We start from the raw sequence: 19,031 nt of genomic DNA, 5'->3' as shown, positions 1-19,031 counted from the left end.
CGAAGGCGCGATCCACCGGCTCCAGCGCGCGGGCCGCAGGCTGAGACAGCGCTTCGTCCAGGCCGTTGCGCTTCTCCAGCGCCGCGTTCAGCAGGATGCCGGCGACGACGCGGGCTTCGACGCCGACGTCGTCCTGCGACGGACCTTGATCGGCCTCGGCCGAGGCCGGGCGCGGGCGGCCCTTGGTGGCCATGCGACGGCCGCGCGCCTGCGAGCTCTGCCCGCCCCGTCCCTCGGTGCTCATACCGCCACCTGCGCGCCCAGCTCGACCACGCGGCCGGGCGGGATGTGGAAGAAGTCGGTCGGATTGGCGGCGTTGCGCATCAGGAAGATGAACAGCTTGTCCTGCCACAGCGGCATGCCCTGACGCGCCGACGGGATCAGCGAACGGCGACCCAGGAAGAAGCTGGTCGACATGATGTCGAACTTCAACCCCTGCTTGCGGCACAGGCCCAGCGCACGCGGCACGTTCGGCGTCTCCATGAAGCCGTAGGTGACCGTGACCTTCTTGAAGTCGTCGTTGATCGGCTCCATCCGCACCCGGTCGGCCTCCTTGACGCGGGGCCGCTCGGAGGTGCGCACGGTCAGGATGACGTTCTTCTCGTGCAGCACCTTGTTGTGCTTGAGATTGTGCATCAGGGCGACCGGCGCGACATCGGGATCCGAGGTCAGGAAGATGGCCATGCCCGGCGCACGATGCGGCGGACGAGCCTGAAGCATCTCGATCAGATCGTTCAGCGGCAGGCTGTCCTTGCGTGTCTTGGCCGTCAGGATCTGCGTCCCGCGCACCCAGGTCCACATCACCACGACCAGCAGGGCGCCCAGCACCAGCGGCATCCACGCCCCGTCCGGAATCTTCAGCAGGTTGGACGTCAGGAAGACGCTGTCGATGAAGGCGAACGGAATAAGGGTCCCGGCCACCGCCCACATCGGCCACTTCCAGCCCTTTCGGATGACCGAATAGGCCATCAGCGTATTGACCAGCATGGTGCCGGTCACCGCCACGCCATAGGCGGCGGTCAGGTTATGCGAGCTCTGGAACACGACCAGCAGCACCAGCACCCCGACCATCAGGAAGGTATTGACCGCCGGCACGAAGATTTGGCCGGCCTGGGTCTCGGAGGTGTTTTTGATGTCGATGCGCGGCAGAAGGCCCAGCTGCACCGCCTGTTGCGTCACCGAGAAGGCGCCGGTGATCACCGCCTGGGACGCGATGACGGTCGCGGCGGTCGCCAGGATCAGCATCGGCCAATAGGCGAACTGCGGCACCATGTTCCAGAACGGGTTCTCGGATGCGGCCGGATTGTCGAGGATCAGGGCGCCCTGGCCCAGATAGTTCAGCGTCAGGCACGGCAGGACGAAGGCCAGCCAGCCCATGCGGATTGGAGCCTTTCCGAAATGGCCCATGTCGGCATAGAGGGCCTCGGCCCCCGTGACGGCCAGGAAGACGCTGCCCAGGATTACGAAGCCCAGGAAGCCGTCGTTGAGCAGAAGCATGACGCCATAGTGGGGCGACAGGGCCCGCAGCACGCTGACGTCGTCGAAGATATGATACAGGCCCAGCGCCCCCAGGCTCAGGAACCAGACGGCGGTGATCGGGCCGAAATACTTGGCCAGGCTGGCCGTGCCGCGTGACTGGACCAGGAACAGAGCGATCAGGATGCCGGCCGAGATCGGCACGATGAAGGAATCCAGCCGCCCGGCCAGACCCGGCGCGTCCTGCAGCCCTTCGACGGCGGACAGGACCGAGATGGCGGGCGTGATGATGCCGTCGCCATAGAAAAGGGCCGCGCCGCAAACGCCCAGAATGAAGATCCAGGCGCTACGCCGACCGACCGCGAACTGGGCCAGGGCCATCAGCGACAGGGTGCCGCCCTCGCCCTTGTTGTCGGCGCGCATCAGGAAGAAGACGTATTTGAACGTCACCACCACCATCAGCGCCCAAAACGCCAGCGACACGACGCCGATCACGGCCAGATCGCCGCCGACGCCGGAGCGCGCATGGTCGATCGCCTCGCGCAGGGCGTAGAGCGGGCTGGTGCCGATGTCGCCGAACACCACGCCGATCGCGCCGATGGTCAGAGCCCAGAAGCCGCCGTGCTTGGCGGCCTGGCCGCCCGGGATGTGGGAGTCCGGACCCGTGGCGTGGGTGGGCTTGTCCGGCGTGTTCGACGCGAGCGAGGGAGCGCTCGCGTCGTGGGGAGTGTCCCCGGCCATGCGTATCCTCCGGGTCTCCGACGCGGCGTCGGTCCCTTCAAAGCGGCGAGCCTTTAGGCCCATTCCACGCGGTCTTCAATCGCGCCGCAGCGGATTCGGTTTCGGCGTTCTGCGGCGCGATTTGTGATTCGGCCCCTGAACGCCTATTTTCGCATCAGGAACAGAACCATGTCAGACAGCCAACGCTTCCCCGTCGCCGCCCACGCCCTGGCCTATATGGCCCACAAGGGCGCGTTCGGGCCTGCGCAGGCGATGCCCAGCGGCGTGCTGGCGTCCTCGATCCCGACCAATCCCGTCGTGGTGCGCCGCGTGACCGCCCTCTTGGCAAAGGCCGGACTGATCGCCACCCGTCCGGGCGCGACCGGCGGCTCCTGGCTGTTGCGTCAGCCCGAGGACATCCGGCTGGATCAGGTGCTCAAGGCGGTGAACGGCTGCGCCCACATCGGCTCGCCACCCGCCGGCGCCAAGGGCTGCCCGATCAGCGAACACATTCCGCGCCAGGTCGCCAAGGCCCTGACCGCCGCCGACGAAGCCGCGACGGAAGCCCTGTCCAAGATCACCATCGCCGACCTTCTGGCCGATAACCCGATCGCTCTGGCGGCCTTTGCGCCGCACAAGTCCTGCCCCGTCGCGGCCTGATCGATCTGTGAGCCGAACCGTTCTGATCACCGGCGCCTCGGCCGGCATCGGCGCGGCCCTAGCCCGGACCTATGCGGCCGAGGGCTGGAATCTGATCCTGACGGCGCGTCGCGAAGCCCCGCTGCAGGCCTTGGCCGACGAACTGACCGCCGCCCACGGCGTCACCGCGACCGTGATCCCCGAAGACCTGTCCGACCCCGAGGCGCCCGAACGGCTGGTCGCCGCAATCGCCGCGCGCGGCCTGACCATCGACGGCCTGGTCAACAATGCGGGATTCAGCCGGGTCACCGGCTTTCTGGATACCGACCTGGGCGCCCATCGCGCCATGATGCAGGTCATGCTGACCGCGCCGGTCGAGCTGTCGCGCCTGTTGCTGCCCGGCATGATCCAGCGGGGCTTCGGCCGGGTGCTGAACGTCGCCTCCCTGGCCGGCCAGATGCCCGCGACTGGGGGCGACACCCTGTACGGACCGATCAAGAGCTTCTTGATCAAGGCGTCGCAGGGCTTGCATCTTGAGACGCAGGGGACCGGCGTTCACGTCACCGTGCTGAACCCCGGCTACACCCTGACCGAATTCCACGACGTTAACGGCTCGCGCGAGCAGGTCTCCAGCGCCTATCCGGCCTGGATGTGGATGGACGCCGCGCGCGTGGCGCGCATCGGCTATGACGCCTGCGAGGCCAACCGTCCCAGCGTCACCCCCGGCGTCATGAACAACGTCATGGCCGGACTGGCCCGCTTCCTGCCCGATGGCCTGGCGCTCCGCATGGTGGCGAACCATGCGAAGCGGCTGGACCGGATCTGATTAGATGTGGATGGCGTGCCCGAGGGCGCGCAGGCTGGCCTCGTGGAAGGCTTCGCCCAGCGTCGGGTGGACGTGAATCGTCCCGGCGACGTCTTCCAGCACGGCGCCCATCTCCAGCATCTGGGCGAAGCTGTTGGACAGTTCCGACACATGCTGGCCCACCGCCTGGATACCCAGGATGCGATGATCGCGCTTGTTCGCGATCACCCGCACGAAGCCGCCATCCTCACCCGCCTCGATGGCCAGGGCGCGACCGATCGCGGCGAAGGGGAAGACCGACTGGATCACATCGTCGCGGCCCGCGACGTCGTTCGGGCCCAGACCGGCCGAGACGATTTCCGGCTCGGTGAAACAGACCGCGGCGATGGTGACGGGGTCGAAGATGCGGTCATGGCCGGCGATGATTTCGGCGACCACTTCGCCTTGGGCCGAACCCTTGTGGGCCAGCATGGGTTCGCCGGTCAGGTCGCCGACCGCCCAGACGTTCTTCATCGAGGTGGCGCAGCGCTGGTCGATCTTCACGAACGGACCGGCCATGGCCACGCCCATGTTTTCCAGACCCCAGCCTTGCGTACGCGGACGCCGACCGACCGTGACCAGCACCTTGTCAGCGTCCAGTTGCAGCGGCTCGCCATCCTTGGTCGTGATCGACAGCTTTCCGTCGCCGAAGCCCCCGGCTCGCGCCCCCAGATGCAGCTCGACGCCATGCTTCTCCAGCCACTTGGCGACCGGATCGGTCAGGGCCTTGTCGTAGAGCGGCAGGATACGGTCGGCCATTTCGACGATGGCTACTTCGGCGCCCAGCTTGCGATAGGCGATGCCCAGTTCCAGCCCGATATAGCCGCCGCCCACGACGACCAGCTTCTTGGGAACCTCCGACAGGCTCAGCGCCTCGGTCGAGGAAATGACGTCGCCGCCGAACGGCAGGAAGGGCAGTTCGACCGGCTCGGACCCCGTCGCCAGGATGACGTGTTCGGCGGTGATACGGATGTCGCCTTCGTCGGTCTTGACCACGCAGGTCTTGGCGTCGGCGAACTCGGCCCAGCCCTTGATGACCTTGACCTTGGCCTTCTTCAGCAGGGCCGCGACCCCGGCGTTCAGCTTACGGACGATGCCGTCCTTCCATGCGACCGTTTGCGACAGGTCGATGGCCGCCGCCGCCGCCGTGATGCCCAGTGTCCCGCCGCCGGCCGCCTTGGCCACCGTCTCGAACTTGCCCGCAGCATGGATGATGGCCTTGGACGGAATACAGCCGACGTTCAGGCAGGTGCCGCCCAATCCTCCGCCACCATGGCCGTCGCCGCCATCGACCAACACGGTGTCGAGGCCCAGCTGGCCGCAGCGAATGCCCGCGACATAGCCGCCGGTGCCCGCCCCGATGATCAGGACTTTGGTTTTCAGGGTCTGGGTCAACGATAGGCCTCAAGGCGGGTGCTGAACTGCGGAGGAACTTGCTGGGGCTCGAAAACGCGGACCGCGCCGGTTCCGGTTTCCATGGCCAAGACTATGTCGCCGGGTTTAACGCGCTGAAAATCGACGCAAATCATGCCTTGATAGCCGCCCAGCGGACGGGCGGTTTCCGCAGCGGTCAGTGTATATGTCTCTTGCGGAGCGCCTTGAAGCGTTTCCAGTCTGGCGATGGTCGCCTCGGACTGAATAACCTCGATGGTCGGCGTCCGCCTGGGTTCAGCCAAACGCTCCACCGTCGTCACGCGCCCGATGAACAGCGCCGGCCCATCGGACCGTAGCAGAGACGACCATGCCGGCGGCGGCTCGGGTATGCAGGCGTTCGCGGACGAGGCGACGACGCCGACGGCTGCTAGCAGGCTGGCGCCGAAGGTCAGCGCTTTGACTTTGAATTGCCGCATCACATTACCCTTCCGATCCCGATTTTCCTCTCTCGGCGACGAGAAAGGATCATCAAGAGCCATGGCGCCAATTTCGAGGTGATAGCCATAGACGCGGGCGGACCTCGCTTTCCCGCTTAGAAAATGGGCATCACCCCATCCAGAGCGTCGCGGGGTTTTCCAAGAGCCCCTTGATCCGCTGCACGAACACCGCCGCATCATGCCCATCGACAATGCGGTGATCGAAGCTGGACGACAGGTTCATCATCTTGCGCACGACCATCTGGCCGTCCTTTACCACGATCCGTTCGGCGATCTTGTTCGGACCGACGATGGCCACCTCGGGGTGGTTGATGATCGGGGTGTGGACCACCCCGCCCAGCGTGCCCAGCGAGGTGATGGTGATGGTCGAACCCGACAGCTCTTCGCGCTTGGCCGAACCGTCCTTGGCCGCGCCCGATACGCGGGCAATCTCCAGCGCCGTATCATATGGATCGCGCGCCTCGGCATGGCGGACCACCGGCACCATCAGGCCGTTCGGCGTTTGAGCCGCGATGCCCAGATGGACCGGGGCGTGCTGGGTCAGAACGCCGGCTTCGTCGTCATAGGTGGCGTTGATCTGAGGCTGGTCGCGCAGGGCGACCACGATGGCGCGGGCGATGAAGGGCAGGACGTTCAGCTTGGGCTGATCCTTGGACTTCGTCGCGTTCAGGTGGGCGCGCAACTCCTCCACCGCCGTCATGTCGATTTCCTCGACATAGGTGATGTGGGGAATGCGGCGCACGCTCTCGGCCATCTTCTCCGCAATCTTGCGGCGCAGGCCGATGATCTTGACCTCGGTCGTCCCTTGCGCCTTCGCATAGGTCGAGCCGCCGCCGGAGGGCGCCGACGCGGGTTGCGAACCGCCGCGCGCGATGAAGCCGTCCAGATCCTCGTGCGTGATCCGACCCGCCGGGCCGGAACCGGGCACGAAGGTCAGATCTACACCCAGGTCCCGCGCGCGATTGCGCACGGCCGGCGAGGCCGACGGACGTTCGCCAGGCGCACGTCCCGTCAGGGCGGGAACGGGCTTGGAGGGCGCGGTCGCTGAAGTCGCGCTTTGAGCCGTCGAAATCGCGGCGGAAGCCTTCGTCGCATTCTCTGCCGGTTTTGCGGCCGGTTTCGGCGCCGCGACGGGCGTCGAAACATTGCCCCGACCCTCGACATCAAACGCCACCAGCGGCCCGCCGACCGGCACCGACTTGCCCGGCTCGCCGTACAGGGCGACGACCGTTCCGGCGACCGGCGAGGTGATTTCGACCGTGGCCTTGTCGGTCATGATGTCGGCGATGATCTGGTCTTCCTCGACCGCATCGCCGACCTTGACGTGCCAGCCGACCAGCTCGGCCTCTGCCGTGCCTTCACCAACGTCAGGCAGTTTGAAGACATAGTTGCCGGATGTCGGCGCCTCAACAGCGGGGGCTGCCGGTGTCTCGACCTTCGGCGCTTCGGCGACCACGGGCGCGGAATCCGGCTTGGCGGAGGCGACGGGCGTCGGGGCGTCATCGGCATTGCCCGTCCCCTCGACCTCGAACTCCACCAGGGGGCCGCGCACCGGCACCATGGCGCCGGGTTCGCCGTGCAGGGCGACGACCTTGCCGCTCACCGGCGCGGTGATCTCGACCGTGGCCTTGTCGGTCATGACGTCGGCGACGATCTGGTCCTCGGCGACGACATCGCCGACCTTGACGTGCCATCCGACCAGTTCGGCCTCGGCGGTGCCTTCGCCCACGTCGGGCAGTTTGAAGACGAAACGACCCATCTTATCGACCTCCCGTCATGACGCTCTTCAAGGCGTCTGCGACCCTTTGCGGTCCGGGGAAATATTCCCATTCGAAAGCGTGCGGATAGGGCGTGTCCCAACCGGTGACGCGCGCGATCGGCGCTTCCAGCGAATAGAAGCAGCGCTCCTGCACCAGGGCCGACAGTTCGCCGCCGAAGCCCGAGGTCTTGGGCGCCTCATGCACGATGACGCAGCGGCCGGTCTTCTTCACCGAGGCCTCGATGGCTTCGATGTCCAGCGGCACGAGCGAGCGCAGGTCGATAACCTCGGCGTCCACGCCCGCGTGTTCCGCGCCAGCCAGGGCGACCCAGACCATGGTCCCATAGGCCAGGATGGTGACGTCGTTTCCTTCGCGCATCACGCGCGCCTTGCCGATGGGCTCGACATATTTGCCGGTCGGGACCTGGGCCAGATCCTGGGCCTTCCACGGGCTGACCGGCTTCTCATGCCAGCCGTCGAACGGCCCATTATAGAGCCGCTTCGGCTCGAAGAAGACGACCGGATCGTCGTCCTCGATGGCGGCGGTCAGCAGGCCCTTCGCGTCATAGGGGTTGGACGGAATGACGACCTTCAGGCCCGCGATATGGGTGAACAGGCTTTCAGGCGACTGGCTGTGGGTCTGACCGCCGAAGATGCCGCCGCCATAGGGGCTGCGCACCGTGATCGGCGAGGTGAACTGACCGCCCGAGCGGTAGCGCATCTTGGCCGCTTCCGAGACGATCTGGTCGTAGGCCGGGTAGATGTAGTCGGCGAACTGGATCTCGACGACTGGACGCAGCCCATAGGCGCCCATGCCGATGGCGGCGGCGACGATGCCGCATTCCGAGATCGGGGCGTCGAAGCTGCGGGTCAGGCCGTGCTTCTGCTGCAGCTTGTCGGTGACGCGGAAGACGCCGCCGAAATAGCCGGCGTCCTCGCCGAACGACAGGACGTTGGCGTCTTCGGCCATCTTGACGTCGATGGCCGAGTTCAGCGCCTGGATCATGTTCATGGGGACCACGCCCGCGCCCGTCGCTTCCGAGGCGGGGGCGGCGTTCTGGTCGACCATGTCGGGCTCGACGCCGTCGTTGCGATCGGCGTCGGTGAAGGTGGTTTGCTCGCTCATGGTCAGACCCCTACCTCGCGGCGCTGTTCGATCAGCCGCCAGTCTTCGGTCGCATAGACCTCTTCGAACATCGTCTTCACGCTGGGACGCGACTGGCCCAGGGTGCCGATGGCTTCGGATTCCTTGCCCGCGGCGCGGACCTGTTCGACAGCGTCCTTTAACGCCTCGGCGTGACGCTCGTCGTCCCATTCGCCGATGACGGTCAGATGCTGGCGCAGACGTTCGATCGGATCGCCCAGCGGCCATTTCTCATGCTCGTCGCCAGGGCGATAGCGGCTGGGGTCGTCGGAAGTCGAGTGCGGGGCGCCGCGATAGGTGAACAGCTCGATCACCGTCGCCCCCTGGTTCGACCGCGCCCGTTCCTCGGCCCACTGGGTCGCGGCCCAGACCGCCAGGAAGTCGTTGCCGTCCACCCGCAAGGCCGGCAGGCCATAGCCGATGGCCTTGGAGGCGAAGGTGGTCTCAAGCCCGCCGGCGATGCCCTGGAAGGAGCTGATGGCCCACTGGTTGTTGACGACGTTCAGGATGACCGGGGCGCGATAGACGGAGGCGAAGGTCAGGGCGTTGTGGAAGTCGCCTTCGGCCGTGGCGCCGTCGCCGATCCAGCTGATGGCGATCTTGTCGTCGCCCTTGTAGGCGCTGGCCATGGCCCAGCCCACGGCCTGCGGCACCTGGGTGCCCAGATTGCCGCTGATGGTGAAGAAGCCATAGTCCTTGGCCGAATACATGATCGGCAGTTGGCGGCCTTTGATCGGATCTTCGGCGTTCGAATAGATCTGGTTCATCATCGCGACCAGCGGATAGCCGCGCGCGATCAGAAGCCCCTGCTGGCGATAGGTGGGGAAGCCCATGTCCTCGCGGCTCAGAATCATGCCCTGCGCCACAGCGATGGCCTCTTCGCCGGTGCACTTCATATAGAAGCTGGTCTTGCCCTGGCGGTGGGCGCGGTGCATCCGGTCGTCGAAGGCGCGCGTCAGGATCATGGCCTTCAAGCCCCGCCGCATCGTCTCGGGATCTAGACGCGGGTTCCACGGACCGACTGCGGCGCCCTCATCATCCAGCACCCGAATCAGGCGGAAGGCGAGATCGCGCATCTGATAGGGCGTCGACCCGACCTCGGGCCGTTCGACGACACCGGCAGGGTCCATCTGCAGATGGCTGAAGTCCGGCGTATCGCCGGGACGGCCGGACGGCTCCGGCACGCGCAAGGACAGGGGCTGGCTGTTCTTTTTGTTCATTTTATCGTTCATGCGGGCGTCCATATCCATTCTGGGGTCCGTCCGTGTTTCCTCTGGACGTGTGATAACACGACCCCTAAGCAGGTGCTCGCTCAATTTGACCTTGCGCAATCCCGATATCGGGTATTTTATTTCGCGATAATCATAATCGGAGAAACGCATTGGCCGACGAACTCGACCCCATCGACGCCCGCATCCTGGATATCCTGCAACAAGACGCCGGGCTGTCGGTCGCAGAGGTCGCCGATCGCGTCGGACTGTCGGCCTCGCCCTGCTGGCGGCGGATCAAGCGGCTGGAAGACTCCGGCCTGATCACCAAGCGCGTCACCCTGCTGAACGCGCAGCTGCTGGGTCTGGACTTCGAGGTCTACGCCATCGTCAAACTGATGCTGCCTTCGGCGGACAATCTCAATGTCTTCGAGGCCGCCGTGGCCAAGTGGCCGGAAGTGGTCCAGTGCGCCACCATCACGGGGCGCGAGGACTATGTGCTGCGCATCATCACCTCGGATATGCACGCCTTCGACCTGTTCCTGCGCGAGAAGCTGCTGGCCCTGGGCATCGTCTCGGACTGCGAAAGCCACATCGTCACGCGCGGCGTGAAGAATGTGACCGCCCTGCCTCTTGGCATCATCACGCCTCACGTCGGATAACGTCGCTCAGGCGGCGCGGGCCGCTTTGGGAGCCGACACATGATCGAATTGGTGATCGACGCACGCCGCAAGGACCTGGGCGGGTTCGAGGTCGGGCGCGTCCTGCCCTTCCATTCGCGCCGGATGGTCGGGCCCTTCATCTTCCTGGACCAGATGGGACCGGCCGAGTTCGCGCCGGGCGCCACAGCCATCGACGTGCGACCCCACCCGCATATCGGCCTGTCGACCTTGACCTATCTGTTCGAGGGCGAGATCGTGCACCACGACAATCTCGGCTACGATCAGGCGATCCGGCCGGGCGAGGTCAACTGGATGACCGCCGGCAAGGGCATCGTCCATTCCGAGCGCACCGATTCGCTGAAGAAGAGCAAGGGCGGGCCGATGCACGGCATGCAGGCCTGGGTCGCCCTGCCCGACGAGGCCGAAGAGATGGACCCGGCCTTCTACCACCTGGGCGAGGACGCCCAGCCGGCCTACGAGAACGGCGGCCTGTTCGCGCGGCTGGTCGCGGGCGAGGCTTACGGCGCCAAGGCGGCCGTCCCGGTGTCGTCGCCGCTGTTCTACATCCACTGGGAGCTTCAGCCAGGCGTGCGAACCGCCCCGCCGTCCGGCAAGGGCGCCGGAGGCATGAGCGAGCGCGCGCTCTATGTGGCCAAGGGCTCCATCGAGGTCGGCGATCGCACCTTCCACGAGGGCCAGATGATCGTGCTGGAGCCGACGGCCGAGCCGACGGTCAGGGCCCTGACCCAATCGACCGTCATGGTGCTGGGGGGCGAGCCGGTGGGTGAACGGCTGATCTGGTGGAATTTCGTCGCCTCCAGCCAGGCCCGCATCGATCAGGCCAAGGCCGATTGGAAGGCAGGCCGGATGACGCTGCCAGACGCCGATGATCTGGAGTTCATCCCCCTGCCTGACGAACCCGCAAAGGCGCAGGCGGAGCCTGCGCCGGTGACGCCCAAGCCGACCGATCCGGTCTAGCGGGCAAGCAGAAGGTGACGCGGCAAGGTCGGATCGCTACATGCGGCCTATGAACTTCGATTTCGACGCCCAGGTCACCGCCGCCCTGTTCGACAACACCGGCGCTGTCTTCGCCCTCGGCGACGGATCTGTCCGGTTCGAGGACCGGACGCGGGCAGAGGCGCACGACGGCGCCGTGCTGTGCGCCTGCGTTCACCCGTCCGGCGACGGGATCGTCACAGGCGGCGATGACGGCAAGGTCGTCTGGACCCGTCGCGACGAGGACCCGGTCGTTCTCGCCACGGCCAAGAACCAGTGGATCGACGCCATCGACGCCTCGCCGGCCTCGGGTCTGATCGCCTTTTCCTTCGGCCGCACCCTGTCGGTGATCGACCCCAAGGAGGTGGGCTTCCGCCGCGACTTCCAGCACGAGCGCACCGTCTCCGGCGTCGCCTTCGAGCCCAAGGGCCGGCGCATCGCCACCTCGACCTATGGCGGGGCGGCGCTGTGGTATGCGCGGATCGAAAAGCAGCAACCGGTTAAGCTGGCCTGGGCCGGATCGCACACCGGCGTCGCCTTTTCGCCCGACGGCGCCTTCGTCGTCACGACGATGCAGGACAATCAGATGCACGGCTGGCGCATCAAGGACGCCAAGACTCTGCGCATGGGCGGCTATCCGGGCAAGGTGCGGTCGATGGCCTTTTTGGCCAATGGTCAGCTGATGGCGACCTCGGGCGCGCAGGGCGCGGTCCTGTGGCCCTTCATCGGATCGAACGGACCGATGGGGCGCGAGGCGACCGAGATCGGCTATGACGACACGACCCTGGTCAATCTGGTCTCGGCCCGCGCCGATCAGGGTTTGCTGGCCGCCGGCCTGACCGACGGTCGGGTCTGGGTCGCGCATCCGGCGGCCCAGGGTCTGAATTTCGTCAAAGCCGAGAAGGGGCCGGCCATCGTCGCCCTGTCGCTCAGCCCCGCCGTCGACAAGGTGGCCTGGGCCGATGAAGACGGCGCCGCTGGAGTCTTGATCCTCTGATGGCGACGGGCCGCAAGAGCTGGCGTCGCGTGGTGCTGACCGCGCTTCTGATCCTGGCCCTGATCCCGGTCGCGGGCGTGCTGATCGTCGCCATCATCCCGCCGCCGCCCACCATCTTGATGCTGCGTCAACTCGCGAGGGGCGACGGCATGGACTATCAGTGGCGCGGCCTGAACCAGATTTCGCCCAATCTGGTCAACGCGGCCATCGCCGCCGAGGACGCCCGGTTCTGCAGCCACCATGGCTTCGACATGGAGGCGATCCAGAAGGCCCTGGATCACAACGCCGAGGGCGGGCGTCTGCGCGGCGGATCGACCATCAGCCAGCAGACGGCCAAGAACGTCTTCCTCTGGCCCGGGCGCGACTGGATTCGGAAAGGTCTGGAAGCGGGCTACACCGTCCTGATCGAGGCCGTCTGGTCCAAGCGCCGGATCATGGAGGTCTATCTGAACGTGGTGGAATGGGCGCCTGGCGTCTATGGCGCCCAGGCCGCGTCGAGCCACTGGTTCGGCAAGGATGCCCGCGACCTGAGCCCGCGTGAGGCGGCGCGTCTGGCCGCCATCCTGCCGGCCCCGCGCCGTTACGAGGCCGCCGCGCCCGGCCCCTATGTGCGTCGGCGCGCCGCGCGCGTTCAGGCCGCCATGGGCACGGTGCGCAACGCGGGTCTGAACACCTGCGTCGTCGGCCGCTGAACCGTCACGCTTGACGGGCGACCGGGCCTGACCTCTCCTGCCCGCGCTGTTCAGGAGATCCATCATGAAGCGTCAGATGATGACCGCCGTCGCGGTCTGCGCCCTCGCCTTCGCCGCCGGCTGCGCCAGCACCAGCGAACCCGCCGCCGCAGCCCCGGGCGTCGAACAGACGGCCTCGACGACGCCTGCGCCGGCCGTCAGCGGCATGCGCGGCGACTATCCGATCACCGCCGAGGGCGCGACAGCCTTCATCGCCGACGCCGAAACCAAATGGGCCGAGGTCAGCGAATATGTCGCCCGCATCCAATGGGCGCGCGCCACCAACATCACCTTCGACACGATGTGGCTGGAGTCCAAGGCCAACGGCGAGGCGACCGAGCTTCAGGTCCAGCTGGCCAATCAGGCGGCCAAGTTCAACGACGTCCAGGTCGATCCGGTCGTGCGCCGCAAGCTGAACCTGCTGCGGCTCAGCCTGGTCCTGCCCGCCCCCAACCGACCTGGCGCGGCCGAGGAGTTGGCGCAGATCACCACGCGACTGGACTCGACCTATTCGACCGGCAAGTTCGACTTCAAGGGCAAGCCGATTACGCTGGACGAGGCCTCGCTGATCCTGGCCGACAGCCGCGACCCCGCCGAGACCAAGGCGCTGTATGAAGGGTGGCGCACCATCTCGCCGGTCATGCGCGACGACTACGCCCGCATGGTCGAGATCGCCAACGAAGGCTCGCGTGAGCTGGGCTTTGCCGACACCGGCGCCCTGTGGCGGTCAGGCTACGACATGCCGGCCGACGACTTCGCCGCCGAGACCGACCGGCTGTGGGCCCAGGTGAAGCCCTTCTACGAGAACCTGCACTGCTATGTGCGCGCCCGGCTGAACGCGAAGTATGGCGACGCGGTGCAACCCGATCACGGCCCGATCCGCGCCGATCTGCTGGGCAATATGTGGTCCCAACAGTGGGGCAACATCTACGACGTCGTCGCCCCGCCCAGCGGCGGCGCCTCCAGCTACGACCTCACCGAACTGCTCAAGGCCGCCGATTACGACGCGACGAAAATGGTCAAGACGGGCGAGGGCTTCTACGTCTCGCTGGGCCTCGACCCGCTGCCTCAGACCTTCTGGGAACGCAGTCAGATCACCCGCCCGCGCGACCGCGAAGTCGTCTGTCACGCCTCGGCCTGGGACCTGGACAACGCCGACGACATCCGCATCAAGATGTGCACCAACGTCAACGGCGACGACTTCTACACCGTCCACCACGAACTGGGTCACAACTACTACCAGCGCGCCTACAAGAACCAGACGATGCTGTTCCGGAACGGCGCCAACGACGGCTTCCACGAGGCCATCGGCGACTTCGTCGGCCTGTCGGCCCTGACGCCCACTTATCTGAACCAGATCGGCCTGCTCAAAACCACCCCGGGCGCAGAGGAGGACATTCCCTTCCTGCTCAAGATGGCCTTGGACAAGATCGCCTTCCTGCCGTTCGGCCTGATGGTCGACCGCTGGCGCTGGGACGTCTTCTCGGGCGAGACGGCGCCGGCCGCCTACAATACCGCCTGGACCGCCGACATGCTGCAATACCAGGGTCTGGTTCCGCCTGGACCGCGCCCGGCCAACGCCTTCGATCCGGGCGCGAAATACCATGTGCCCGGCAACACGCCCTATACCCGCTACTTCCTGGCGGCCATCTATCAGTTCCAGTTCCAGCGCGCGGCCTGCAAACAGGCCGGCTGGACCGGGCCGCTGCATCGCTGCTCCGTCTATGGGAACAAGGAGGTCGGCGCCCGCTTCAACGCCATGCTGCAGATGGGCCAGTCGCGGCCTTGGCAGGAGGCGATGAAGGCCTTCACCGGCGACGACGGCAATGACGCCTCGGCCATCGCCGACTATTTCGCCCCATTGAACGTCTGGCTCCAGGAACAGAACCGCGGTCACCAGTGCGGATGGAGCGCCGCCTGATCACGCGGCGGCGTTAACCGTCCCCTTCACAATTCCCTTAACCGCCCGAATGGCAGACTGAACGCTAATCGGGCGGTCCGCGTCCTTTGGGATGGGCATGGTGAAGGTTTCCAATCGGATCGGCAGGGCGGTGAAGGCTCTGCGCATGTTCACGTCGCGCCTCTCTTCGGACCGCAGCGGCAATGTCGTGATGATCTTCGCCTTGGTGATGCCGGCGCTGATCATGCTGACCCTGGGCGGCATCGACATTAACCGGGTCACGACGGCGAAGGCCCGCGTTCAGGACGCGCTGGACGCCGCCGCCCTGGCCGCGGCGCGCTCGTCCTATACGGATCCGAAAGACCTGAAGACCGTCGCCCTGGTGGCCCTGAGAGCCAATCTGCGCAACGCCTCGGTGGAGCCGTTCGCCGATGACGCCGTCAAGATCGAGCTGACGAAAGATCAGATCGTCATCGCCGACATCCAGGTCCAGGTGAAGACGCTGATCGCCAATGTCGTTCTGCCCCCCTACGGCAAGATTCTGGACGACACCCTGCCGGTCAGCGTCCACTCCGAGGTGAACCGGTCGTCCAAGGACATCGAGGTTTCGCTGGTGCTCGACATCACCGGCTCGATGGGCAGCAACAATCGGATCGGTGATCTGAAGAACGCCGCAAACCAGCTGATCAAACTGGTCGTTCAGCCGGCGGCGAAACAGACGCCCTACTATTCCCGCATGGCCATCGTGCCCTATTCGATCGGCGTAAATCTGGGTGCTCGCGCCGACGCCGCACGCGGCGCCTCGATCGGATCGACCAGCATCAGCGGCGCCGCATGGGCGGCGGCGGCGGCCAAGTCGATCTCCGGCATCACGCGCGCTTCGCCGGGCGTCGTGACCGCCAACGGCCATGGGCTATCGACCGACGACTACGTCTGGATCAGCGGCGTCAGCGGCATGACCCAGATCAACAACCGCGCCTACAAGGTCGTGCGGATCGACGCCAATCGGGTGTCCCTGCAATATCAATCCGGCCAGAACTGGTATGCGCTGAACACGAGCAGCGGATACAGCAGCTACAGCTCGGGCGGTCAGATCCGCAAATGCATGCGCTCGGACTGCTTCGTGACCATCACCTCCGTGAATCACGGCCTGTCTGAGGACGAGGGGGTGCAGATCACTGGCGTGAACGGCATGACGGCGCTGAACAACAGCAGCGGCCTATTTGAAGTTTACGAGCGCACGTCCAAGGACGCCTTCGTTGTGCCTGTCGGTGGCGCGACCTACGCCGACTATTCCAACGGCGGCGCGGTTCAGTGCGGCCGTGACGGATGCGCCAAACGTGTCTTCCGCGATCCGCAATACAATCGTCTGAACGTATTCGACAACACGACCTGCGTCAGCGAGCGCGCTGGCTCATCGGCCTACACCGACACGGCTCCCGGTTCGGCCTACGTTGGTCGAAACTACGCGTCGCCCCGCAATCCCTGCCCGGCAGCGATCATTCAACCGCTGACGTCCAACATCGACACGCTGACCAGCCTCGTGAACGGCCTGTCTGTCACGGGCTCGACGGCGGGTCAGATCGGCCTGGGCTGGGGTTGGTACACGGTATCCAACCAGTTCAATGGTTTGTGGTCGTCGAACCCGGCCGCCGCCTATGCGCCGACCAAGGTATTGAAGGCCGTCATCCTGATGACGGACGGCGAGTTCAACACCCCCTATTGCGGCGGTGTCATCGCTCGCGACGCCGGCTCCGGGTCCGGCAATCTCTACGATAAGATCGCCTGCGACGCGACGAACGGCGACCCGTTCGATCAGGCCGCAAAGCTTTGCACCGGCATGAAGGCCAAGGGCGTGATCGTCTACACCGTGGGCTTCTCGATCACGCCCGGCAGCGACGCGGCCAACATCCTCAGCACCTGCGCCACTGATAAGGACAAGGCCTTCCTACCGCAGTCGGGCGCGGATCTGTCCAACGACTTCCAGGCCATTGGACGCGACATCACCCGACTACGGATTTCCCGCTGACGCCTTACAGCAGGCGGATTTCCCGCAGGCGTTCGGTCAGATAATCTTCAGCAAGGATGGTCTTGCCCGCATAGCGATCGGGATTGTCCGGCGTGATGGCGCTGGGCAGGGTCTCGATCGGGAAGTCCGGGTTGAAATGCAGGAAGAAGGGCGTCGAATAACGGGCGAAGCCGCGACGCTCTGGCGCGGGATTGACCACGCGGTGGGTCGTCGATGGCAGGACGTGGTTGGTCAGCCGCTGCAACATGTCGCCGATATTGACGACCAGGGCGCCGGGCGGCGGGGCGATGTCGAGCCAGCTGCCGTCCTTGTCCTTCAGCTGAAGACCGGCTTCTTCGGCGCCGAGCAGCAGGGTGATGACATTGATGTCTTCATGCGCACCGGCGCGCACGCCAGGCGCATCGGCCGGAACCGGCGGATAATGCAGCATGCGCAGGACGCTGTTGCCCATATCGACCTTGTCCGCGAAGAAGTCGTCGCCCAGCTTCAGATAGCGGGCGATGGCGCGCAGGATCTTGGCCCCGAGCGCATCCAGGTCCTCGAACATGCCATACAGGTGCTCGCGGAAGCCCTCGATCTCGGTCGGCCAGAGGTTGTCGCGCATATAGCGGCGATAAGGATGGCCTTCGGGCAGTTCCCGGCCGACGTGCCAGAATTCCTTCAGATCGACCGTTTTGGCGTCCTTGGCCGCCTCGACTCCGAACGGGGTCAAGCCGCGCGCGCCGCCGGTACCGGGCTGGTGATACTGACGCTTCACCTCTTCCGGCAGGGCGAAGAAGGCCTTGGCGTCGTCGATGGCTGCGGTGATGCGCGCCTCATCCAGACCATGGTCGGCGACGACAGCGAAGCCATAGCGGGAGAAGGACGCGCCCAATGCGTCGCTGAACTCTTGAAAATCGGCGTCGTACAGCGTCATCGAAACCGGCTGAATGGCGCGGTCGGTCGTGTGGTCCGTCTGGGTCACGCTCACGGCGTCGTCCTCGATTTGGGGATGTGCGGCGGTTCCCATACGCCTAATCGGCGACCTTGTCAGGGTCATGGCGCGTGCGGACGTGGAAGGCATTCATGCCCCGTACAGATTGGAACCTTCACAGTAAGCGCACGTTTCCGCGCCAGATCGCTCAAAAGAAAGGACCATTCCATGCGCGCCAAGTTCATCGTCGCCAGCGTTTCCATCGCCGCCCTGCTGGGGGCGGCCGCCTGCACGACCACCGACCCCTATCGTTCGGGTCCGGTTCGCAACAACACCGGGACCGGCGCCATCGCCGGTGCGCTGGGCGGCGCGGTTCTCGGCTATCTGACCAATACCTCGAACGGCGAACAGGGCCGCAAGAATGCTCTGATTGGCGCCGGCATTGGCGCGCTGGGCGGCGCCGCCGTCGGCCAATATATGGATCGTCAGCAACGCGCGATGGAAGCCGAACTTTCCGGCTCCGGTGTCGGCGTGGCGCGTCAGGGCGACTTGCTTGTGCTGCGCATGCCGTCGGACGTGACCTTCGCCACGAACCAGTCGTCCATCGATCCTCGATTCCTGCCGGTGCTGGATGATGTCGCCCGCGTGCTGCAACAGTATGACCAGTCGACCGTGGACGTGATCGGCCACACCGACTCGTCGGGCGGCGACGCGATCAATCAGCCTCTGTCGGAGCGCCGCGCCAGCAGCGTCGCCTCTGAACTGGTTCGACGTGGCGTTCTAGCCCAACGCCTCTACGTCGCCGGCAACAGTTCGCGTAACCCGGTGGCCTCGAACGCCACCGCCGAAGGCAAGGCTCAGAACCGCCGCGTCGAAATCCTGATTCGGCCGTTCACCGGCTGATCGGCGTCAAAATCAGAATGCTTGAGGGCGGCGTCGCGAGGCGTCGCCCTTTTTCTCTGCGTGGACACAGCATGCAGAAGGTCAGATGGCGCAAAGAAAAACGCCGCCTCCTTACGGAAGCGGCGTATTGTCTTTCGACAACTTCGAAGGGTGAAGCCGATCCGGACGAACCAGATCGGCTCCTGAAAGTCTTAGAAGTTGATGTCGATGGTCGCGCGGCGGTTGAGCGGTTCGCGCAC

General features: G+C 65.7%; 16 protein-coding genes and 1 pseudogene. 9 read left to right on the top strand and 8 right to left on the bottom strand.

Annotation, left to right across the window (positions count from 1 at the left end; all coding sequences use genetic code 11):
- Both RT123_RS12710 and RT123_RS12705 read right to left on the bottom strand, forming a co-directional pair.
- Positions 1 to 244 (bottom strand): annotated as a pseudogene (locus tag RT123_RS12710) (rRNA methyltransferase); the annotation flags it as partial.
- Positions 241 to 2,217: a potassium transporter Kup gene (locus RT123_RS12705; protein WP_313009482.1), complete on the bottom strand. Its 1,977-nt coding sequence runs from the start codon at positions 2,215 to 2,217 to the stop codon at positions 241 to 243. The gene RT123_RS12705 and the pseudogene RT123_RS12710, both read right to left, overlap by 4 nt.
- Positions 2,218 to 2,385: 168 nt before the next feature.
- Between RT123_RS12705 and RT123_RS12700 the strand changes: the two genes are divergently transcribed.
- Positions 2,386 to 2,856, top strand: a complete 471-nt coding sequence (locus RT123_RS12700) for an Rrf2 family transcriptional regulator (RefSeq protein WP_055807840.1) — start codon at positions 2,386 to 2,388, stop codon at positions 2,854 to 2,856.
- Positions 2,857 to 2,863: 7 nt separating this feature from the next.
- A complete protein-coding gene (locus RT123_RS12695; protein WP_313009481.1) occupies positions 2,864 to 3,661 on the top strand; it encodes an SDR family oxidoreductase in 798 nt (265 codons plus the stop codon).
- Here the strand turns inward: RT123_RS12695 and lpdA are convergent, their stop codons facing one another.
- The 5 genes from lpdA to RT123_RS12670 form a co-directional block, all read right to left on the bottom strand.
- Positions 3,662 to 5,074, bottom strand: coding sequence for a dihydrolipoyl dehydrogenase (gene lpdA / locus RT123_RS12690; RefSeq protein WP_313009480.1), 1,413 nt, complete (start codon positions 5,072 to 5,074; stop codon positions 3,662 to 3,664).
- On the bottom strand, positions 5,071 to 5,592 hold the full coding sequence (locus RT123_RS12685; RefSeq protein ID WP_313009479.1) for a hypothetical protein: 522 nt from the start codon (positions 5,590 to 5,592) through the stop codon (positions 5,071 to 5,073). Before RT123_RS12685 ends, lpdA begins: the two co-directional genes overlap by 4 nt.
- A gap of 67 nt (positions 5,593 to 5,659) precedes the next feature.
- Entirely contained in the window at positions 5,660 to 7,309 is a 1,650-nt protein-coding gene (locus tag RT123_RS12680) for a 2-oxo acid dehydrogenase subunit E2 (RefSeq protein WP_313009478.1), read from the bottom strand.
- A gap of 1 nt (position 7,310) precedes the next feature.
- Positions 7,311 to 8,378, bottom strand: coding sequence for an alpha-ketoacid dehydrogenase subunit beta (locus RT123_RS12675; RefSeq protein WP_081600497.1), 1,068 nt, complete (start codon positions 8,376 to 8,378; stop codon positions 7,311 to 7,313).
- Between the two features lie 59 nt (positions 8,379 to 8,437).
- On the bottom strand, positions 8,438 to 9,685 hold the full coding sequence (locus RT123_RS12670) for a thiamine pyrophosphate-dependent enzyme (protein WP_235559271.1): 1,248 nt from the start codon (positions 9,683 to 9,685) through the stop codon (positions 8,438 to 8,440).
- Positions 9,686 to 9,834: 149 nt separating this feature from the next.
- Here RT123_RS12670 and RT123_RS12665 point away from each other — a divergent pair, with 149 nt between their 5' ends.
- From RT123_RS12665 to RT123_RS12640, 6 genes are all read left to right on the top strand, one after another.
- The gene (locus tag RT123_RS12665; protein ID WP_055754211.1) at positions 9,835 to 10,323 is read left to right on the top strand and encodes an Lrp/AsnC family transcriptional regulator; all 489 of its coding nucleotides are present in this window, start codon (positions 9,835 to 9,837) and stop codon (positions 10,321 to 10,323) included.
- A 39-nt stretch (positions 10,324 to 10,362) separates the two neighbouring features.
- The gene (locus tag RT123_RS12660) at positions 10,363 to 11,301 is read left to right on the top strand and encodes a pirin family protein (RefSeq protein ID WP_313009477.1); all 939 of its coding nucleotides are present in this window, start codon (positions 10,363 to 10,365) and stop codon (positions 11,299 to 11,301) included.
- Between the two features lie 49 nt (positions 11,302 to 11,350).
- On the top strand, positions 11,351 to 12,316 hold the full coding sequence (locus RT123_RS12655; RefSeq protein WP_313009485.1) for a WD40 repeat domain-containing protein: 966 nt from the start codon (positions 11,351 to 11,353) through the stop codon (positions 12,314 to 12,316).
- Positions 12,316 to 13,008 (top strand): monofunctional biosynthetic peptidoglycan transglycosylase, encoded by a 693-nt coding sequence (mtgA, locus tag RT123_RS12650; RefSeq protein ID WP_313009476.1) that lies wholly within the window; start codon positions 12,316 to 12,318, stop codon positions 13,006 to 13,008. The genes RT123_RS12655 and mtgA overlap by 1 nt, the downstream gene beginning before the upstream one ends.
- A 64-nt stretch (positions 13,009 to 13,072) precedes the next feature.
- Entirely contained in the window at positions 13,073 to 14,968 is a 1,896-nt protein-coding gene (locus RT123_RS12645) for a M2 family metallopeptidase (RefSeq protein ID WP_313009475.1), read from the top strand.
- A gap of 97 nt (positions 14,969 to 15,065) precedes the next feature.
- Positions 15,066 to 16,976, top strand: a complete 1,911-nt coding sequence (locus RT123_RS12640) for a ubiquitin-activating E1 FCCH domain-containing protein (protein ID WP_313009473.1) — start codon at positions 15,066 to 15,068, stop codon at positions 16,974 to 16,976.
- A 4-nt stretch (positions 16,977 to 16,980) separates the two neighbouring features.
- On the opposite strand, the gene RT123_RS12635 is transcribed toward RT123_RS12640, so the two are convergent.
- The gene (locus RT123_RS12635) at positions 16,981 to 17,892 is read right to left on the bottom strand and encodes an isopenicillin N synthase family dioxygenase (protein ID WP_313009484.1); all 912 of its coding nucleotides are present in this window, start codon (positions 17,890 to 17,892) and stop codon (positions 16,981 to 16,983) included.
- A 225-nt stretch (positions 17,893 to 18,117) separates the two neighbouring features.
- Between RT123_RS12635 and RT123_RS12630 the strand changes: the two genes are divergently transcribed.
- Positions 18,118 to 18,792 (top strand): OmpA family protein, encoded by a 675-nt coding sequence (locus tag RT123_RS12630; RefSeq protein WP_045811096.1) that lies wholly within the window; start codon positions 18,118 to 18,120, stop codon positions 18,790 to 18,792.
- Positions 18,793 to 19,031 lie beyond the last annotated feature (239 nt).

Source organism: Brevundimonas vesicularis (genome assembly GCF_032067225.1).
GTDB lineage: Bacteria > Pseudomonadota > Alphaproteobacteria > Caulobacterales > Caulobacteraceae > Brevundimonas > Brevundimonas vesicularis_F.
This window is presented reverse-complemented; position numbering and strand designations above follow the sequence as displayed.